This is a genomic window from Pontibacter saemangeumensis, from assembly GCF_039541895.1.
Taxonomy (GTDB): domain Bacteria; phylum Bacteroidota; class Bacteroidia; order Cytophagales; family Hymenobacteraceae; genus Pontibacter; species Pontibacter saemangeumensis.
In genome coordinates this window covers 197,859-214,043 of record NZ_BAABHC010000029.1, presented here as the reverse complement: position 1 = coordinate 214,043, position 16,185 = coordinate 197,859, and the positions used below count along the sequence as shown (strand labels likewise).

Here is a 16,185-nt window from a genome sequence, read left to right as displayed (position 1 = left end):
AGAAAGAGACGATCTTGAGAGCTGATTATATGCATTCCGGCAAGGGATGCACCAGCCGGCAGCAGCCGGTTTACTTCCTGTTGTCCACGCCGTGCAGCATGCTGAGGTAGCTTTCGTAGCGGGTGAGGGAGATTTCGTTGCGGCGCACGGCCTCCAGCACCGCGCAGCCAGGTTCGTTAAAGTGGGTGCAGTTGTGGAAGCGGCACTGGTTCAGGCGCTCGCGCATCTCCGGGAAGTAATGGCTCAACTCGGCAGGGGGTATGTCCACAATGCCTAGTTCCTTAATTCCGGGCGTGTCGATGATATAGGTGTCCTTGCTTACTTCGAACATCTCCGCAAACGTGGTGGTGTGCACGCCTTTGTCAGAGAAATCAGAAATGCCGGAGGTTTTCAGCTCCAGGTCGGGCACCAGCAAATTGATGAGCGTGGACTTGCCTACGCCGGAGTGGCCGGCCAGGAGAGAGGTTTTGCCATGCAGCAGCGCCAGCAGCGCATCCATCCCCTGGTTCTCTGCTGCGGAAACGGAGATGCTGCTATACCCGATCTGCCCATACATCTGGCTGATCTGGCGCTGGTAGTTTCGGATGTCCTCGTCGTACAGGTCGGTTTTGTTGAAGACCAGCACGGTCGGAATCTCGTAGGCTTCAGCCGTTACCAGGAAGCGGTCGATGAACCCGAACGAGGTGCGCGGCGAGACCAGCGTCACGATTAGCAGGGCCTGGTCCAGGTTGGCGGCGATGATGTGGGCGTGGGCTGATTTATGCGTCGACTGCCGGATGATGTAGTTTTCGCGGTCCTCTATTTTATATATGACGGCGGTGTCCTCGCCGGTGTCTTCCACGTCAAACTCCACCCGGTCGCCCACGGCCAGCGGGTTGCTGACTTTCAAGTCCTTCAGCTTAAACTTGCCGCGCAGGCGCGACCGGTGCAGGTTGCCTTCCGCATCGCGCACCAGATACCACGAACCAGTCGATTTTACTACTACTCCTTTCATGCCTTCTCTGTGAGCAGGCGCTTTATATCCTCCATGATCCTGGTGGTGGCGCCTGCCTGCTGTTTTACGTATCGTTTTTCGTTCTCGGTGATGCGCTGCCGGAACTCAGGCGTGTTGTGCACCTTCCCGAAAGCCTGCAGCAGCCCCAAAGAATTCTTCACCGGGAAGGCGCAGTCCAGTTCCACCAGGTCCCTTGCCTCCTGGAATTTGTCGTAACGGGGGCCGAAGAACAGCGGCAAACCGAAAACCGCTGCCTCCAGCGTGTTGTGCAGGCCTTTGCCGAAGGCACCGCCAATGTAGGCGTACGTGCCGTAGCTGTAGAGCGATGCCAGCATGCCCACGTTGTCGATCACCAGCACCTGGTAACGGCCCACCTCCGCTTCCGTAGCCTGCGAGAAGCGTACGGCGCCCTCGCCAGCCAATTGCATCACCTCGCTGATGCTTCCCTCGTTTACCTCATGCGGCGCAATGATGAACTTGATACTTGAACGGTATTGAGAGATGAGGGGCTTCAACACTTCTATATCGGCGGGCCAGCTGCTGCCGACCACGAACACCTGTTGCTGCTGCACGAACGCCTCTACCAGCGGCAGGATTTTAACGGAGGCCGCCGTTTGCAGCACCCGGTCGAAGCGGGTGTCGCCGGCCACGCTTGCATGGGGCACGTTTATGCGCCGGAGCAGCTCCAGCGATTGGTTATTCTGGGTGTATATATGGGTGAAGCGCTTCAGGATGTTGCGGTAAAACTGGCCATAGGGCTTGAAAAACAGCTGCTCTTTGCGGAAGATGGCCGAGATGGAAATCACCGGGATCTGCTGCTGCTGCAACTGCTGCAGGTAGTAGTGCCAGAACTCATACTTCACAAACACCGCCAGCTTTGGCTGCACCAGCTGAATAAACCGGGAAGCGTTCTCTTCGCTGTCGAAGGGCAGGTACAGGATATAATCGGCGCCGCTGTAGTTTTTGCGCACCTCGTAGCCGGACGGGGAGAAGAAGGTCAGCAGGATTTTATAGCGTGGAAACGCCTCCCGGAACGCCTCGATCACCGGCCGACCCTGCTCAAACTCACCCAGCGAAGCGCAATGGAACCACACCACCGGCGACCGGTTCCCCTGCAGGGCCTGCTGCAGCCGCTCAAACTGCTGTTCGCGCCCCTGCTGCATCAGCTTCGCTTTCCCGTTGTAAGGAGCGGCCAGGGCAAGGGCTGCCTCATATGCCTTCAGACCGATGTCGTAGAGTAACTTCAAATTTTATATATAACCTTCATGCGCTGCAGGGCCACGTTCACACGTCCGAAGACGGTGTGAGGCCTGCTTTTTTCCTGCTGCAAATATAAGGTATTGGGCCGTTTAGTGGAGGTTTAGTTTTGAGAGGGCAGATGCTATGGGAGGTAAATCAGTTGAAGGCAAGTTGTATAAGATGAAATCTATATAAGGTGTTTGCTTCTGCAGTTACATTTGGACGGGTATAATGGGAGGTTTAACCTAATAACGTAAGCCATAATTATGCTTTACCACAGACAGAGATGAGGCGCATAGATGTAATCATAAAAGTGATTCATCACTTTTATGATTACTATAAATGTGTGTCTGATGTATCAAAAGCACGATATGATGAATTAATGTAGTAGTCGTGACCTCTATATGATGTATTTCTGATGTACTCTTATATTTAATAATCTGGTACTATGCAAGTACATTTAACCCATCAGTTATGTACAACACATTAAATGTCAGATCATGATGAGAAACATCTACAGAAAGTGGGTAAAAGCAATTACCTTGCTATGTGCAGCACTACTCTGCTCAAACCTTACTAATGCGCAATGCCCATCGCTTGTTTGGGCCGACGAGTTTAATGGCACTGCATTAGATCAAACCAAATGGAGCTATCAGATTGGGGATGGCTGTGCAGAAGGAGTTTGCGGATGGGGAAACAACGAACTGCAGTATTACCAGGAGAGCAATGTAACCGTGACCAACGGCCAGCTCCACATTACCGCCAAAAAACAAAGGGTGCAGTCTAAAGCATACACATCGGGCAGGATCAGGTCTATCAGCAAAGGAGACTGGACCTACGGCAGGTTTGAGGCTCGGGTAAAGCTTCCGGCAGGCAAGGGCCTTTGGCCTGCCTTCTGGATGTTGCCAACTGATGAAGCCTATGGCGGTTGGCCTCAAAGCGGCGAGATCGACATCATGGAATTTGTGGCTGCGGAACCTGATAAAGTTTTGGGCACCATCCACTACGGCGACCCTTACCCGAACAACAAGCACCAGGGCGCTAACTTTGTGTTGAATTCCGGCACCTTTGCAGATGACTTTCATAATTTCGCGATCGAGTGGGAGCCGGGTGTAATCCGCTGGTTTGTGGATGACATCCTTTACCTTACGAAAACAACCCAGGATCTCTCTCCATATAACTGGCCTTTCGACCAGCGCTTTCATTTCCTGCTGAACATGGCGGTGGGCGGCAACCTGGGTGGCCCCGTGGATGACAGCATCTTCCCAAAGAGCATGGACGTGGACTACGTGCGGGTATATAACGGGTTTAAGCCTTACGCTTCCGGCAAAAGAGTGGTGCTGAATCAGGAAACCGGCGTTAGCTACAGCATCGGGAACCTCACCGCCGGTACATCGGTTAACTGGACCGTGCCGGCCGGGGCTACGATCGTCTCGGGACAGGGCACGCCCAATGTGGTGGTGAACTTCGGGAATACGAGCGGCAACGTGACCGCTTCTTTTTCAGCTGCCTGTGGCTCCCAGCAACTAAGCGTTTCCGTTGAGGTGGAGCCTCCTTTCTCGAAGGAGTACAGCTTCGAAAACTTCGACCAGCCCGCTACTGCTACCATCGGCACCTACACCGGCACCCTCACAAAGGTATCGAACCCGGCTCCTGGTGGGGTGAATACGTCAACCATGTCAGGTAAGTATATCCGAAACTCCGCTGAGTTGTATGATGTGCTTACGTATAATGTCACGACCATCGCCGATGCCAGCTTATACTCCGATAAGAGCAAGAAATTCTATATCGATGTGTACACAAGTGCTCCTGTAGGCACCGAGATAATACTTCAGTTAGAAACCTCCACAGCCACCTCTAGCAATTATCCCACAGGAAGACACAGCCGGTATTCTGGTAAAACGACGGTGAGGAACCAGTGGCAACGCATCCCCTTTTCATTGCTTGACAGGCCGGACCCATCGGCTTCTAACACAGGGGTTACAAAAATAATCCTGCTTTTCGCCTCCAATTCCTTAACAGGTGACACCTACTATTTCGACAACCTCGACAGTTATCAGGCAGGCGCGGCTAACGCTGCTCCAACTGTTTCCATTACCTCCCCTTCCAGCGGGGCTACGTTTGCGGCAGGCACCTCAGTTGCTGTTTCTGCAAATGCGTCTGATTCGGATGGCTCGATTACAAAGGTGGAGTTTTTTGAGAACGGCAACTTAATTGGGACAGACACCAGCAGTCCTTACAGCATCAACTGGGTGATTGGCACGGGCACATTCTCGCTTAATGCAAGGGCTACAGATAACGCAGGCGCAACCACAACGTCGGGTAGCGTTTCGGTTACGGGCCAGAGCGGCAGTGCTGCCTCACTGTCTGTTTCTTCTATCGTTACAGGCACTGTCAGCGCCGGGGGCGGAAGTAAATACGGCCTGGCCACCGTGACCGTTAAAGACAACCTTGGTAACCTTGTGCCCAACGCAACTGTCTCCGGTACCTTTTCCGGGTCCTACACCGAAACAAAAAGCGGAACTACCGGGGCGAACGGATCCGTGGACATCGTAACGACCGGTAAAGCCAAAGGCACCGTAACCGTAGACTTCTGCGTGAACAGCGTTACCCATGGCACGCTGACGTACGATCCGTCTAAGAACACGGTCACATGCACCGGCGCAGCGGCTAGTATGGGTGCCAGCATGACCCAGAATGTTGAGATTAGCACCTCCAGTGCCACGGCCGTACAGGCTTTCCCGAACCCATCCCGAGGCGACTTCTATATAAAAGTGGTGGTGCCCGAGGAAAGCAACGTACAGGTTACGTTGTATGATACCCGCGGCAAGGTGATCGAACAATTGCCGGCTTCTACATTTTCTTCCGGAACCCATACCTTACAGCTTAACAGGCAGCTGAAAGAACCGGGGTTATACCTGCTAAAGCTTAGAGTAAATAATCAGGAATACCATCTACGGCAAGTCATTCAATAATAAAATGAACAGTTGAACAGTCCCTGGGCTAAATCGGGGACTGTTTTACTATTCTCCAACCTACACTTAAACTGTATTCTAAATCTTTTTTGGTAGATAATTTATTTCCTGATTTTAAAGTGTTCGGCTCTACAGGTTGTTCCTTTTTACAGAGGAACAGATAATATTGTATCGGAGTTGAAAATGAGGAAGATGATTTTCTTGTTACGCATCTTATCGATGGCTGAAAAATTCATGAGAAGTGATCGGGTAATGGTTAAATCAGAAAAGCCACCGCAATTGCAGTGGCTTTTCTGATATAAAACTAAAGCTGTATTAGCTTAGTTGAGCCTGTTGGCAAGGTACGAGGAAACGCCTTCTTTCGTGGCTTCCATCGCCAGTTCGCCTTCTTCCCAGTTCGCCGGGCAAACTTCGCCGTTATTCTCAAAATACTGAAGGGCATCCACCATGCGCAGCGCCTCATCGATGCTGCGGCCGAGTGGCAGGTCGTTCACTACCTGGTGGCGCACCACGCCTTCCTTGTCGATCAGGAACAGGCCGCGGTAAGCAACCGGCTCGCCCACAAAAGTAACCTCACCCTCTTCGTTGTAGTCGTAGTGGCCGGCCAGCACATCGAAATTCTGCGAGATGGTCTTCGCGGCGTCCGCCACCAGCGGGTAGGTAACGCCCTGAATGCCGCCTTGCTCCTGTGGCGTGTTCAGCCACGCGAAGTGCGACATATGGGTGTCGGTGGAGCAGCCTACTACGGCCACGCCTTTGCGCTCAAAATCTGCTAATCTGTCCTGGAAAGCAAGGATTTCCGTCGGGCACACAAACGTGAAGTCCATTGGATAAAAGAAGAAAACCACGTGCTGCTTGCCAAGGTATTGCTCTAATGAGAAATTTTCCTCGAATTCTTCACCGTTAACTACGGCTGTAGTTTTGAAGGACGGAGCCTTCTTACCTACTAAAACTGCCATTTTTTAAATTTTAAAGTTATAAATCTATTTTAGGTACTCGTGTTATGCTGATTTGCTTTTCCGGCTCCACCTTCTTCCCTGTCAGCTGCACTGAGACGCTCCTGATTTCGAAGTTGCCGAGGTTTCTGCGTTGCAGGAACTCCTGCAGCAGCGCGTCCAATTCCTCGTCCTCAAAATCTACGATCTCCCGGGTGTTGCTGCAGTATATATGGCTATGCGCCGAAGCATTGGCATCAAAGCGTTTGCCGCCCTCCTCCGACAGCACCTTATGGATCAGGTTTGCCTCCGCGAACGTGTCGAGGGTTTTATATACTGTCCCGAGCGAGATGCTGGGGTTGGCGGGCTTCAGAAGCTGGTACACCTCCTCCGCCATCGGGTGTTTGCCATGCAGTTCCAGCAGCGCCTCATACACCACAATGCGCTGGTGCGTCGCCTTCAGGCCGCACGCCAGCAGGCGCTCGCGCAGTGTATGTCGGTGGGTGGATTTCTGCATCTCTCTAAGTAAGAAAAATTCTTATTTAGTAAATTTTGGTGCAAAATTAAGTCAGAAACACTGCCCCTGCAAGCGTATAGGATTATCAAAAAAACGGGTAGTCTCTTCGCGCTGATTAAGGTTCTAACTCCCAGCGGCTTGTGGGTCAGATAAATTTTGAAAGGCTGATAATTTATCGTTGAGTAAGTCCTGTTCCCTGCTTTTAAGAATGGATGCTGTCGATATAGAAGCAGGAATTTACCGGGGGAGGGGAGGAGTGGAATGGCCAGAACAGGCTGTCGCTCCAGAGAGGGCTCAGCATATAGCAGGAGGATGAGGGCAAGGTCTTCAGGCTAAAGTCGTCCTATTTATGTTAATGCTGCTATATGGGAGCGGGGTCCTATCTAAACCGGCTTCTTCGGAAAGCGGTGAAGCCAGGAAAAGAATAGCTAAGGGTATGGAAGCGTGAGAGGTCTGCATAGGTTTGCATTCAGATCTCTCACAAAGGCAAAAAAATAAAGAGTTATCAGCGTCCTTTAAACGCAGGCTTGCGCTTCTCCACAAAAGCGTTCATTCCCTCGGTCTGATCTTCGGAGGCGAAGCAAAGGTAGAAGTTCTTTCGCTCGAAATGCAGCCCCTCGTCCAGCTGCGTTTCAAAAGCGCGGTTCACAGCCTCCTTGGCCAGCCGCGCCGCCACCGGCGACATCTGCGCCACCTGCGTTGCCAGCTCCAGGGCTTCCTCCAGGAAGAGCTCCACTGGCACCACCCGGTTGATCAGGCCGTGCTTTTCCGCATCGGCGGCCGTCATGAACTTGCCCGTCAGCACCATTTCCATGGCTTTGGCCTTCCCGATGGCTTTGGTGAGTCGCTGTGTGCCGCCAGCCCCCGGCATCACCCCGATCTTTATCTCCGGCTGCCCGAACAGAGCTGTCTCAGAGGCGATGATCATGTCGCAGGTCATGGCCAGCTCACAGCCGCCGCCCAGCGCAAAGCCGGACACTGCCGCGATAACAGGCTTTTTTGTTTTCCTGATCTGGTCCCAGGTGGCAAACTGGTCCACGTTCAGCATGTCGATGGCAGTTTTGCCGGCCATTTGCTTGATGTCGGCGCCGGCTGCAAAGGCGCGCTCATTCCCGGTGATCACGATGGTGCGCACGTGCTCCTCCTCATCCAGCTGCCTGAGCGCGTCGCGCAGCTCACTCATCAGTTGCAGGTTCAGGGCGTTCAGCTCTTTGGGCCTGTTCAGTTGAATAAGGGCGACATGCTGCCTCGCCTGCGGGTCTACTTGTATAAAATCCATGTTCTTTCTTGGTCTCTGGTGATATACCGAATGTACGGCTTTTACCTGAAAAGCATAAAAAAGCCCACCTGATGGGGTGGGCAGCATCTGAACGAAAAGCGGTCTTACTAAAGGGAGGCAGACGATTCGCTGCTGACCATCCTGAAATACAACTGCTGCATCTGTTCGGAGTCCGGGTCTATCGCTACTGATGGCCGCGAAGGCTTCAGGTTTTGTGCATCTACCGGTTGCGTTAAATCGGTGGTTTTGAACACAACACCTGTAATCAGAAGAACGAAGAGCACTAGAAGTTTAAAGAAGAAAGTAATGGTAAATTTTTCAGCAGTTTGCATAGTAGTGTTAGAGGTAAAGCAATCGCACAGCGGCAGTCGGTTTCACTTGGGCCTTTTGTATACGCAAAGTAAACACAAAGTTTTGGTATTCCGCAAAAGATGTGGATAGATTTAAAAAATAAATATAGGGCATATTATATTAACATCAGCGGCACACGAACTGGCAGGTGGTGCGGGTGCGCTGCTCCAGCAGCACTTCTTTCTTTCCTATTACCCTGTTTAAGCTCTCTGCGTCGTAGTTTTTGATGGTATAGAGCGTTAAGGCGGTGTTGTAATGGATGATGAACTGATCCTGCAGCGTCCCGATGAGGCGGTGCAGGCGCTCCGGGTGGTAGTCAGCGCAAATGGAGAAGGAGATGGCAGAGTTCTGCATCAGGTTGATCTTAATGCGCACCTCTGAAAGCGCCTTGAAAATCGTTCCAAGGTTTTGCTCGGACACGAAGGTGAAATCCTTCACGCTGAACGAAACAAGGCACTGGTTCTCTTTGATGATATAGGCAGGGGCGTATTTCTCAAAACGGCAGTCACCTATTCTGGTGCCCTTGCCCGCCGGGTGCAGGAACGACTTTACGTACAGCGGGATATGCTTGTTTGCCAGGGGCTTGATGGTTTTGGGGTGAATGACGGAGGCGCCGTAATAAGCCATCTCCACCGTTTCCTGGTAAGAAATCTCGGGGTAGCAGACTGTATCCGGGAAGTATTTCGGGTCAGCATTCAGCAGGCCCTCCACATCCTTCCAGATGCACATTTCGGCGGCATCAAGGGCATAGGCGAAAATCGCCGCGCTGAAGTCTGAGCCCTCCCGGCCAAGCGTGGTGGTAAGGTTCTCGCCGGTGCCACCGATAAAGCCCTGCGTCACCACCAGCTGCTGCTCCAGCAAAGGCGGCAGGTCGCGCTTGATGAGGCGCTCCGTACCGGGCCAGTCAATTCTGGCCTCGCGCCAGGTGCTGTCGGTTTGGATGTACTCCCGGCTATCGACCCAGGTGTTGGAAAGGCCCTGCTCCTGCAGGTAATGATGCAGCAGGGCAGAGGATATGAGTTCGCCGTAGCTCACCACCTGGTCGTAGGCTTTGTCGTAATTGTCGGATGAGCTGATGCGTTGCAGGGCGCTGCGCAGCTCGTCGAACAGCTGCTTTATGCGCCGGTGGGCCGCGCTATCGGGTGACGGGAAAAGCTCCTGCAGCACGTCAGCATGATACGCTTCGCTTTGCTGGAACACCGCCTCAAAATCCTGTTGCCTGTAGGCCAGGTCCAAGGCCTGCTCCAGGGCATTGGTCGTTTTGCCCATTGCCGATACCACCAACAGCAACTGCCGCTCCCCGCCATACGCGCGCACGATGTGGGCCACGTTGCGGAATGCCTCCGCGTTTTTTACGGAGGCACCCCCGAACTTATATACTTTGATTTTTTCTTTGCTCATATGGCATAAAAATAGGCATTGTTCTGAATAAAGCCTACCAACGGCATCCTTCGCTTCAGTTGATCAAGCTTTCGCGATGCAACCCCTATATCGTGAGCGGGAGCGACTACGGAGCCTCTGCCAGAATCAACGTAGCTATATATGGCTTGGGATGAAGGGGGAACTTCTATCTGGCTGCGACCAACGGGCTGTTTATATATAATGCTTCTCGCAGCTAGAGAATCCCCCAAAACAGTAACGGCTTCATGAGCCCGGCATATAGAACTGTTTGTAATTAGGAGCTGTAGCGGAAGCGGATCTCGGCCTTCTGGAGTTCCCGTTTCAGGATGAGGCGGGAAAGCCGCTCGGCTATAATCTCGGGCTCTTCGGCTAGCAGGGCCTCTTTTACTTTCCGCTCTTCCACATCTATGCGGTAGAGCAGGTGCAACAGGCGGTTAAAATCCGTCTGGAGCAGGTGCTGCACGAGGTGGGCAATTTTGTAATGCAGCGCCTCCAGGTCTTTGGAAGGGAGGCTGTCCACCTCAAAAACCTTTTGCAGGTGGTTGGTGGCGCTTGTCAGGATGGCGGGGGAATACGGCATGCTGTATGATGGGAAAATCGATGACGAAAACGAAAAAGCCCCCCGGTTGCGGAGGGCTTTATGTTTATGCCTTTTCTTCTTTGCTATCCTGTGCCTCTGCTGCCGGTGCGGCTGCTTCCTCTTCTTTGAAACCAACGAATTTCTTCACGATGTAGTACCAGTTCACGAGTTTTTTCATGTCTGATATATACACGCGCTCCTCATCGTACTCGGGCAGCACGTCGGCCAGCAGTTTTTTGTAATCCTCGTTTCCGGGCTTGTCGCTTAGCGGCAGCGCGTCACCGTACTTCTGGTGCATCAGGTCAAATACTTTGGCAAGGGGCACAGTGCCTTCCTCGTCGGTGGTGTAGATCGAGATCTCATCCAGCAGCGACATGCGGTGGCGCGCCTGCGCTACCAGGTTTTTCGGGTTCTCCTCGAGGCTTTCCACGATAACGCCTGTGCGCGTAGGTTTCACGACCTTAAAAAGTCCACTCATGCCAGAAATGGCGGCAACTTGTCTTAAATCAATAGGCATAATAAAGCGTAATCTGTTATTCGTTAGAGTTTAAATAAAATCGGGATGCTGGTATCGAGGGAATAGCCGGGAGCTTTGAACTTCAGCAGTTTGGCTACCCGCACGGCTTCCTCGCCTGTGCCCGCTCCCTGGCTGCGCAACACCTTGAAGTTGGAGGTAGAGCCATCCTCGTTGAGTGTAAAACTTACCAGGCACTCGCCCTGCACGCGGTTGCGCTTTGCCAGTGCCGGGTACTGCAGTTCGTCGTCGATGGCTTTGTACATGCCCTCCAGGCCGCCTTCGTAGTGCTCAGCCACCGGTATCACCTGGCTGGGAACCCAGACTTTTTTCTCTTCCTCCTGCGCCGCATCAGGCTTCTGGCCATCTGTTTGGGCCAAGGCGGAGAAGGTTGCCAGGGCAAAGAAAAGAAACAAAAACGAGATTTTGATTTTCATAAGGGTAAACATTTAGAGTTCAACATCACTGGGGTGTTCCGGCACCTAATATAAATGCATACCTACGGCACAGGCGGGGCTACTGGTTCTGAACCTGCGCGTTTACCTCTTCGATAAAGTTCAGAATCTCGTCGCGGCCTGTCTTCAGCTCAGCGGAGGTGCGAAACATTTGCGGCAGCTCGTCCCAGGTTTCACGCAGTTTACGCTGATAAGCTGCTATGGTTGAGTCTGTCTTGGCGGCCGACTGCTTGTCCAGTTTTGTAAATACAAGCACAAAAGGCACGCCTAAGGTTCCGAGGTGGTTGATAAAATCCAGATCCTGCTTCAGGGGCTCGTGGCGCGCGTCGATCAGCGCAAAAACACACGTCAGGTTCTCGCGCTTCTGGAAGTAATAGTTAATCATCTTCCGCCAGTCTTCGCGGGATTTCTTGCTGACCTGGGCGTAGCCATACCCCGGCAAATCCACCAGGTACCAGCTGTCGTTGATGAGAAAATGGTTGATAAGCTGCGTCTTGCCCGGTGCAGCCGAAGTCTTGGCCAGCCCCTTCTGGTGGGTCAGCATATTTATGAGCGATGACTTGCCCACGTTCGACCGGCCGATAAAGGCGTATTCCGGTTTGTCCGGGGCAGGGCAGTCCTCCACCCGGGTGTTGCTCATCAGGAATTTTGCTTCTTTTATATTCATACTGCTGGTGTCGTGTTTATATCTTCCATACAGGGTCCGCGCCGCTATACCTGGCACTTTTAAAAGGCTGGAGCTTAGCGTTTAGCGCGGCCGATGACTTAAAGCTGCAATTTACGCATTTATTTCCCCATATGTAACCCGCCGGGGCTGCCGGCTCTGACCAGCGGAGGCTGCGGGTGTTGGTGCTGCGAGGGAGTGTCAATCCGATTGCCGGTTTAGACCAAAATGCCCTTCGCCTGATTTATATATGCCGTGCACCAAAAAATCAGCGCTATTCTCCACACAATAATAGGAGCGTCCATTCAAAATGACTTATCTTCCCTGCTCTGAAGACAGCAATGCTCTTGGCAGAGCCGCTGCACCGGCTTGGCGGGGCATCACCGTCTGCCTGCAGATTGGCAGGCTCCGCAAGAGAAAGAAAGTGGAGGCAACTATAAAAAAGTTTGAAAATATTTATTATTTTATATATTTGTTGGTTCAAAAAATTGTGAGTAATATTATAATGAGGGTAAATGCGGCGGCATACAGTGCTTTCGACTGAAATTGCTCCCCGGAGAACTTCGACAGGGACGGAAGAATAATTTTGGGATAAGGGAGAAACAGAATATACTAATTTTAATATTAAGCGTATAGAAGCAAAATCAAATCAAACACACCTGTTAGATGGCGTTTCTGCTTCTAAAATTTATCAACTCAAACTCAAGGAAAGTATAACAAACCTTTTTACACATGAATCAACTAGCCAAATCTTTTACGCGGTTTTCAATGCTGCTGGTCTTTACCTGCCTTTTGGCGGCCTCAGCCATGGGGCAAAGCACCAGAAAGCAAATGCGGACGGCAAACAAGTTTTTCAACAAAGAGAATTACCGGGCAGCGCTTCCCGCTTATGAGGAAGTACTCGCCAAAGACCCGGATAATGCCCAGGCACTTTACCGCGCCGGCATCAGTTACCTGACATTTGACAAGGAGAAAGCGGCTGACTACCTGTACCGTGCCCAGAAGCTTAAGCCCAACATTGATAAGGAGCTTCATTACTGGTTAGGCCGCGTCGACCATATCAACTACCGCTTCGACAGCGCGATCGAGCATTTTCAGGCCTACCAGAAGGAAATACCGAGACGGAACGAGTATCGCCGTGAAGAGGTGGCACAGCTGATTCAGCATGCCAGAAACGCGAAGCGCGAGGTGGCCAACCCGAAGGATGTGTTCGTGAGGAACCTGGGCGGTACTGTGAACACGGCATTCTCGGAGCACAGCCCGGTGATATCCTCCGACTACAACTACCTGTTGTTTACGTCGCGCAGTGAGGCCTCTACAGGGGGGAAGGCAGCACAGGACGGGGAGTACTTCGAGGATATTTTCGAAACTAACCGACTTGGTGAGGATGAGTGGGAGAAGCCGCGCATTGTGTCTGGCGCACTGAACAGCCCGGGCCACGATGCCTCAATCCAGTTATTTGACAATGACACTAAGTTACTGCTGTACCAATCCGTTAACAACGGCGACATTATGGTGTCTGAGCGCCAGTCTGATGGCAGCTGGGGCGCCCCGAAGAGCATCAGCGACAAAGTGAACACCCGCGACTTCGAGTCTGATGCCTATATCACACCAGATGGCAAGACCTTATACTATTCCACCAGCCACTACTCAGAGAACGGCGACCTGGATTTATATATGATCCAGCGCGACAACAACGGAAACTGGGGAACACCTAAAAGCCTGGGCAGAGCCATCAACACGCCGTTTGACGAAGACAGCCCTTTCCTGGCCAGCGACGGTACGCTTTACTATTCTTCCCGTGGCAATAACTCCATGGGCGGGTATGATATCTTTGCGGCCAGGTATGACTCGGTAGCCAACAGACGCGGACGCCCTGAAAACCTCGGTGCACCCATCAACACGCCGGATGACGATACCTACTATCGCCTTGCGCCGGATGGCAGCTATGCGTACCTGTCGTCCTACCGCATCGGAGGCTACGGCGAAAAAGACATCTACACCATCAATTACATTAGAAATGCTGCACTGAACGGCCAGGTGTTCACCAAAGCTGACAGTATTCCAATCCCCGGGGTTGAGTTGGTGTTCAACGGCCTGCAGGCTGACAAACGCCCGATTTCTTACCGCGACGTGACCAAGCCTGACTCCGGCGCATATGCGGTGCAGGTGCTTTCCGGTAGAAAATACCAGGTGCAACTCTCCAGAGACGGTGAGGTGATCGAGACGCAGGAAATAGAGGTGCCGGTGGTAGTGAGCGACACGACTGCCATCACGCAGAACTTTTACATTGAGTTTGTGGACACAACCGGTGTACTTGCAGGTGGCACTTTTGCCATGGAGCCTGTGTACTTCGACACTGACGAGTACATTCTGCGACCCGAGTCGACGCAGGAGTTGGATAGTATTGCCCGGATCATGAAGGCAAACCCGAACATTAACATCAGCATTGAAGGCCACGCAGACGCACGGGCCTCCGACGAGTATAACCTGACACTGGGTCAGAACCGCGCTGACGCTGCCTACGATTACCTGGTGGGCAAAGGCATATCGCCGAAGCGCCTGGTAACCGTAACTTACGGAGAGCGCCGCCCGGCTGTGCCGAACACCTCGGAGGAGAACATGCAACTGAACCGAAGAACAGAGTTCAAGGTGCTGCCCCGCCAGGACGACGCAAACCAGACCGTTCAGTAAGCAGCAAAGGCCAACCTGACGCTGTTATATATAAAAAAAGCAGGCTGAGAATTTCTCAGCCTGCTTTTTTTATAATCTGGAACATAAACCGTGGATTATAGTTTTAGGTAAAGTATTTTTGCCGGAACCATACATTACAAACAACCCATGGCGGTAGTACCTTATAAAGACCAGAACGACGATAAGAAGTCGCAGGTGGCTACAATGTTTAACAACATCGCCGGCAAGTACGACTTTCTGAACCACTTCCTGAGCGCAGGCATTGACATTGTCTGGCGGAAGAAAGCAGTGAGCCTGCTGGCTCCTGAAAATCCGAAACTGGTACTGGACATTGCCACCGGCACCGCCGATTTCGCAATCGAGGCACTGCGCCTGAACCCCGACAAGATCATAGGGGTGGATATCTCGGAAGGGATGCTGGCCGTAGGGCGCGAGAAGCTGATGAGGAAAGGCCTGACGGATAAAATCGAGCTAAGGTACGGGGACTCTGAGAACCTGCCGTTTGAGGACAATACCTTTGACGCCATTACCGTGGCATTCGGGGTGCGCAACTTTGAGAACCTCGAGAAGGGCCTTGCCGACATGTACCGGGTGCTGAAGCCGGGGGGCACGGCCGTTGTGCTAGAGTTTTCGAAGCCGCGCAGTTTCCCGATGAAGCAGCTGTACCAATTTTATTTTAAGAATATACTACCAGTGGTAGGTAAGATCGTTTCTAAGGACAACGCTGCCTACACCTACCTGCCAGAGTCGGTGCAGGTATTCCCGGACGGGCAGGATTTTCTCAATATTTACCAAAAAGTCGGATTCAGAAGCACGAAATGGCATTCACTCACATTTGGAATCAGCTCTATCTATATAGGCAAAAAATAGCGCTGGCAGGTTTGCTGGCGTTGGCACTGTCGGGCGGCACCCCCGCCAGCGCGCAACAGAAAATCAAGGACATGAACAAGCCCGGCTATGATCTAAAGCCGGTGCATTACGGCTTTTACCTGGCTGTGCCGCTTACCCGTTACAATCTTCAGCACTCCCAGGCCTACGCCGATCAGCTTGAAAATGGGAACAACGATGCGGTTAACGCCAAGAGCGACCTGGGTTTTTATACCGGGCTGGTGCTGAACGTGCGCCTGGCGGAGTACCTGGATGCCCGCTTCGTGCCCGGTGTTGGCTTTTATGGCCGTACCCTCGTTTTTGATAATGTTGAGACCGGCGTGGAAACATCTCCTTCAATGAAAGAGACGGTTAGCAACACCATGATCGAACTGCCCCTCCTGCTAAAGTATAAAGCGAAGCGGCGGAATAACATCAGGCCCTATATGGTAGCCGGTGTGAAGGCCGGGATCGATTTAGGAAAAGGCAACAACGGGAAAACCCAGCAGGAAATAGCCCTTGAAGTCAAGGATTACGACCTGGCGCTGGAATACGGCATCGGGGTGGATATTTTCTACCCGTATTTCAAATTTGCCCCGGAGCTGCGCTTTTCGCATGGGCTGGTAAACGTGCACAAACCAGTGGCAGGCAGTACGTACAGCGGGTATATTCAGAAGCTGACGAACCACAATGTCTCTCTGATCTTTTTCTTTGAATAGA

The 16,185-nt window shown here is 52.2% G+C and carries 15 protein-coding genes; 4 read left to right on the top strand and 11 right to left on the bottom strand.

The annotated features are described in order from the left end of the window. Positions 1-70: 70 nt before the first annotated feature. Both rsgA and ABD920_RS19350 read right to left on the bottom strand, forming a co-directional pair. Positions 71-994, bottom strand: coding sequence for a ribosome small subunit-dependent GTPase A (rsgA, locus tag ABD920_RS19355; RefSeq protein ID WP_345161328.1), 924 nt, complete (start codon positions 992-994; stop codon positions 71-73). Then, positions 991-2,241 (bottom strand): 3-deoxy-D-manno-octulosonic acid transferase, encoded by a 1,251-nt coding sequence (locus tag ABD920_RS19350; protein WP_345161326.1) that lies wholly within the window; start codon positions 2,239-2,241, stop codon positions 991-993. The genes rsgA and ABD920_RS19350 overlap by 4 nt, the downstream gene beginning before the upstream one ends. Positions 2,242-2,733: 492 nt before the next feature. Here ABD920_RS19350 and ABD920_RS19345 point away from each other — a divergent pair, with 492 nt between their 5' ends. Continuing rightward, a complete protein-coding gene (locus ABD920_RS19345; RefSeq protein WP_345161324.1) occupies positions 2,734-5,208 on the top strand; it encodes a family 16 glycosylhydrolase in 2,475 nt (824 codons plus the stop codon). Positions 5,209-5,528: 320 nt separating this feature from the next. On the opposite strand, the gene ABD920_RS19340 is transcribed toward ABD920_RS19345, so the two are convergent. From ABD920_RS19340 to yihA, 9 genes are all read right to left on the bottom strand, one after another. Further along, positions 5,529-6,167 carry a peroxiredoxin gene (locus tag ABD920_RS19340; RefSeq protein WP_345161322.1) on the bottom strand — a complete coding sequence of 213 codons (639 nt, stop codon included), beginning with the start codon at positions 6,165-6,167 and terminating at the stop codon, positions 5,529-5,531. A 16-nt stretch (positions 6,168-6,183) separates the two neighbouring features. After that, positions 6,184-6,660, bottom strand: coding sequence for a Fur family transcriptional regulator (locus ABD920_RS19335; protein ID WP_345161320.1), 477 nt, complete (start codon positions 6,658-6,660; stop codon positions 6,184-6,186). Positions 6,661-7,165: 505 nt separating this feature from the next. Then, entirely contained in the window at positions 7,166-7,939 is a 774-nt protein-coding gene (locus ABD920_RS19330) for an enoyl-CoA hydratase-related protein (RefSeq protein ID WP_345161318.1), read from the bottom strand. Positions 7,940-8,046: 107 nt separating this feature from the next. Beyond that, positions 8,047-8,223, bottom strand: a complete 177-nt coding sequence (locus tag ABD920_RS19325) for a hypothetical protein (RefSeq protein ID WP_345161316.1) — start codon at positions 8,221-8,223, stop codon at positions 8,047-8,049. 193 nt (positions 8,224-8,416) lie between these two features. After that, the gene (locus tag ABD920_RS19320) at positions 8,417-9,691 is read right to left on the bottom strand and encodes an aspartate kinase (RefSeq protein WP_345161314.1); all 1,275 of its coding nucleotides are present in this window, start codon (positions 9,689-9,691) and stop codon (positions 8,417-8,419) included. A 274-nt stretch (positions 9,692-9,965) separates the two neighbouring features. Continuing rightward, complete coding sequence (locus ABD920_RS19315; protein WP_345161312.1) at positions 9,966-10,271, bottom strand: hypothetical protein; 306 nt, start codon at positions 10,269-10,271, stop codon at positions 9,966-9,968. A 64-nt stretch (positions 10,272-10,335) separates the two neighbouring features. Continuing rightward, the gene (locus ABD920_RS19310) at positions 10,336-10,788 is read right to left on the bottom strand and encodes a DUF5606 family protein (protein ID WP_345161310.1); all 453 of its coding nucleotides are present in this window, start codon (positions 10,786-10,788) and stop codon (positions 10,336-10,338) included. Between the two features lie 23 nt (positions 10,789-10,811). Continuing rightward, complete coding sequence (locus ABD920_RS19305) at positions 10,812-11,222, bottom strand: energy transducer TonB (protein ID WP_345161308.1); 411 nt, start codon at positions 11,220-11,222, stop codon at positions 10,812-10,814. A 79-nt stretch (positions 11,223-11,301) separates the two neighbouring features. Continuing rightward, positions 11,302-11,907, bottom strand: coding sequence for a ribosome biogenesis GTP-binding protein YihA/YsxC (yihA, locus tag ABD920_RS19300; protein ID WP_345161306.1), 606 nt, complete (start codon positions 11,905-11,907; stop codon positions 11,302-11,304). A 729-nt stretch (positions 11,908-12,636) separates the two neighbouring features. Here yihA and ABD920_RS19295 point away from each other — a divergent pair. The 3 genes from ABD920_RS19295 to porT all read left to right on the top strand — a co-directional run bounded on the left by ABD920_RS19295 (position 12,637) and on the right by porT (position 16,184). After that, complete coding sequence (locus ABD920_RS19295) at positions 12,637-14,598, top strand: OmpA family protein (protein ID WP_345161304.1); 1,962 nt, start codon at positions 12,637-12,639, stop codon at positions 14,596-14,598. Between the two features lie 147 nt (positions 14,599-14,745). Further along, on the top strand, positions 14,746-15,468 hold the full coding sequence (gene ubiE, locus ABD920_RS19290; protein WP_345161302.1) for a bifunctional demethylmenaquinone methyltransferase/2-methoxy-6-polyprenyl-1,4-benzoquinol methylase UbiE: 723 nt from the start codon (positions 14,746-14,748) through the stop codon (positions 15,466-15,468). Next, positions 15,417-16,184, top strand: a complete 768-nt coding sequence (gene porT, locus ABD920_RS19285; RefSeq protein ID WP_345161300.1) for a type IX secretion/gliding motility protein PorT/SprT — start codon at positions 15,417-15,419, stop codon at positions 16,182-16,184. The genes ubiE and porT overlap by 52 nt, the downstream gene beginning before the upstream one ends. The last annotated feature ends 1 nt before the right edge of the window (position 16,185 follow it).

Excerpts from the sequence above, each read along its gene's own strand:
- ABD920_RS19340 (WP_345161322.1), bottom strand. The coding sequence starts at position 6,167 with ATGGCAGTTTTAGTAGGTAAGAAGGCTCCGTCCTTCAAAACTACAGCC.
- ABD920_RS19295 (WP_345161304.1), top strand. The coding sequence starts at position 12,637 with ATGAATCAACTAGCCAAATCTTTTACGCGGTTTTCAATGCTGCTGGTC.
- ABD920_RS19345 (WP_345161324.1), top strand. The coding sequence starts at position 2,734 with ATGATGAGAAACATCTACAGAAAGTGGGTAAAAGCAATTACCTTGCTA.
- yihA (WP_345161306.1), bottom strand. The coding sequence starts at position 11,907 with ATGAATATAAAAGAAGCAAAATTCCTGATGAGCAACACCCGGGTGGAG.
- ABD920_RS19335 (WP_345161320.1), bottom strand. The coding sequence starts at position 6,660 with ATGCAGAAATCCACCCACCGACATACACTGCGCGAGCGCCTGCTGGCG.
- ubiE (WP_345161302.1), top strand. The coding sequence starts at position 14,746 with ATGGCGGTAGTACCTTATAAAGACCAGAACGACGATAAGAAGTCGCAG.
- ABD920_RS19330 (WP_345161318.1), bottom strand. The coding sequence starts at position 7,939 with ATGGATTTTATACAAGTAGACCCGCAGGCGAGGCAGCATGTCGCCCTT.
- ABD920_RS19305 (WP_345161308.1), bottom strand. The coding sequence starts at position 11,222 with ATGAAAATCAAAATCTCGTTTTTGTTTCTTTTCTTTGCCCTGGCAACC.
- ABD920_RS19320 (WP_345161314.1), bottom strand. The coding sequence starts at position 9,691 with ATGAGCAAAGAAAAAATCAAAGTATATAAGTTCGGGGGTGCCTCCGTA.
- ABD920_RS19310 (WP_345161310.1), bottom strand. The coding sequence starts at position 10,788 with ATGCCTATTGATTTAAGACAAGTTGCCGCCATTTCTGGCATGAGTGGA.
- porT (WP_345161300.1), top strand. The coding sequence starts at position 15,417 with ATGGCATTCACTCACATTTGGAATCAGCTCTATCTATATAGGCAAAAA.
- rsgA (WP_345161328.1), bottom strand. The coding sequence starts at position 994 with ATGAAAGGAGTAGTAGTAAAATCGACTGGTTCGTGGTATCTGGTGCGC.
- ABD920_RS19315 (WP_345161312.1), bottom strand. The coding sequence starts at position 10,271 with ATGCCGTATTCCCCCGCCATCCTGACAAGCGCCACCAACCACCTGCAA.